Below are 2083 nucleotides of genomic sequence, written 5' to 3'. Positions count from 1 at the left end.
GCGCCTGACCGCAGATGGGCTGCAAAGGATTGCGCTGTGCTGACCCTTGTTTCATTTCGCTTAACCACAACCTTCATCCCATGCTGAACTGGTTACGAACACTTGGCGGCTCCAAAGCCCCTGCCAAAACCATCCCGGAAACCCTGTGGATGGACACCCTGCTGCAGTTCCCTTTTCTGGCCCGGCGGCCGGTCACCGAGCTGCAGGAGCTGAACGCACTGACCGACAAATTCCTGAAGCAAAAGGAATTCACCGGCGCACACGGCCTGAAAGTCACCGATGAAATGGCGGTCGCGATTGCCGCACAGGCCTGCCTGCCGGTGTTGCACCTGGGCCTGCGCTGGTATGACGATTTCAAGGGCATCGTGGTTCACCCCGGCGCCATGCTGGCGCGCCGCCAGGTCACCGACCAGGCCGGCGTGGTGCACCACTACAGCGAAGAACTGCTGGGCGAAGCCATGCAGGGCGGCCCCGTCACCCTGAGCTGGCAGGACGTGGCCGGCGCGGGCGAGTCGGCCGAGCACGGCCACAACGTGGTAATTCACGAATTCATCCACAAGATCGACATGCGCGACGGCGCCGCCGACGGCTGCCCACCCTTGCCCACGCGCAGTGCCCTCACCTCGTGGCATGCGGTCATGCAGCCGGCTTACGACGGGTTCTGCGAAAAAGTCGCCATGGCCACACGCTTCGGCGCCGAGCCGCCATGGCTGGACAGTTATGGCGCCAGGTCACCGGCCGAATTTTTTGCCGTGGCGTGCGAAGCCTATTTTGTGAACCGCACACGCTTCACGCAGGACTTCGCGCCCCTGACCGTGCTGTTCGACAAGTTTTTCATGCCGAAGTAAGCCGCGGCCGGCTTTCCGGCCGCCTGGCGCGCCGGGTTGACAATTTCCACAAGGGAAATCACCCCTCAGCCCAATCTGGCCAAGCGCAAGCAGCTATCAAATACATAGCAACCGGCCGGCCCGATTTGGTTCTTTTCAGGCCGGCTTAACCCCGTTTCCCTCGCCCCTTCGTTTCAATGGGCTCCACCACTTTCTGGAGCTCACGTGAAAACCCCTCTTCTTGCCTCTTCGATCCTGCTGGCCATCCTCACCATGACCGCCCTTCCCGCGCAGGCCGTCGGCCGGCTGGCCGATGTGACCGTGATTGACCGCAACACCGGCGCCACGCTGCCGCTGTACCACCACCGCGGCGAATACTGGGTGGCCGGCCAGTAYGGCGCCAAATACGCCATCGCCGTGCGCAACAAGCTCGGTGAACGGGTGCTGGCCGTAACCGCCGTCGACGGCGTGAATGTGCTGAGCGGCGAAACCGCCGCCTGGGACCAGACCGGTTATGTGTTTTCGCCCTGGCAGCAGTACCAGGTCACCGGCTGGCGCAAAAGCAGCAGTGAGATCGCAGCATTTGAATTTTCCGCACTCGGGGATTCGTACGCCGGCCGCACCGGCAGGCCRGGCAACGTCGGCGTGATCGGYGTGGCGCTCTTCAGGGAGCAGGCTCCCGAGCCGGTCGCCCAGACGCCCGCCTATTCCAGCCGTAAGGAACGCGAAGCCGATGCATCGCTGGGATTTCGAAACGCCCCTTCACCTTCATCAGCCTCACCGGCACCTTTGGCGGAATCATCCACCGCCGGAAAATCCGCGCTGGCCGACCGCGCCAGCGGCAGCGGCAGCGCGGAAGCTTCTGCCTTGTCCGAAGACCGGGTTAGAAGGCTGCCGTCTACACCCCTGCCTGCCGCCAGGCTCGGCACAGGCCACGGCGCACGGGAAAACTCACTGGTGTCACAGACCACCTTCGCGCGCCTGCAAACACAGCCCAACGAGGTCATCCGCATCCGCTACGACAGCCGCGAGAACCTGATCGCCAGCGGCGTGATCCGCGAACCCGTGGCGCGCAACCCCATCCCTGATCCGTTCCCGCAGTCAGGAAACCCGTCTTATGTACCTGACCCTCCAAGGTATTGAGCCCCCACGGTCGCTCACTTCGTGTAGCTTCCTGCCCCCCGAGGGGGCCRCCCGCCTGCAGTCCGGCAAAGCCGGCCCTGCGGCTCAKGCTTGCATGAAGAACCCCCACGCGG

General features: G+C 63.8%; 2 protein-coding genes. Both read left to right on the top strand.

Annotated features, from left to right (window positions below; all coding sequences use genetic code 11):
* Positions 1–80 precede the first annotated feature (80 nt).
* Positions 81–848 (top strand): M90 family metallopeptidase, encoded by a 768-nt coding sequence (locus tag AC1DWI_RS20865; protein ID WP_477668983.1) that lies wholly within the window; start codon positions 81–83, stop codon positions 846–848.
* A gap of 252 nt (positions 849–1100) precedes the next feature.
* The gene (locus tag AC1DWI_RS20860; protein WP_477669603.1) at positions 1101–1970 is read left to right on the top strand and encodes a hypothetical protein; all 870 of its coding nucleotides are present in this window, start codon (positions 1101–1103) and stop codon (positions 1968–1970) included.
* The last annotated feature ends 113 nt before the right edge of the window (positions 1971–2083 follow it).

The sequence above is a fragment of the Polaromonas sp. P3_C2 genome (genome assembly GCF_056402675.1).
Note: the sequence above shows the minus strand (reverse complement) of the source record. Positions and strands in the feature narration are given on the sequence as shown.

What these genes read in the sequence shown, in the direction of transcription:
- AC1DWI_RS20865 (WP_477668983.1), top strand. Translation starts at nt 81, where the DNA reads ATGCTGAACTGGTTACGAACACTTGGCGGCTCCAAAGCCCCTGCCAAA.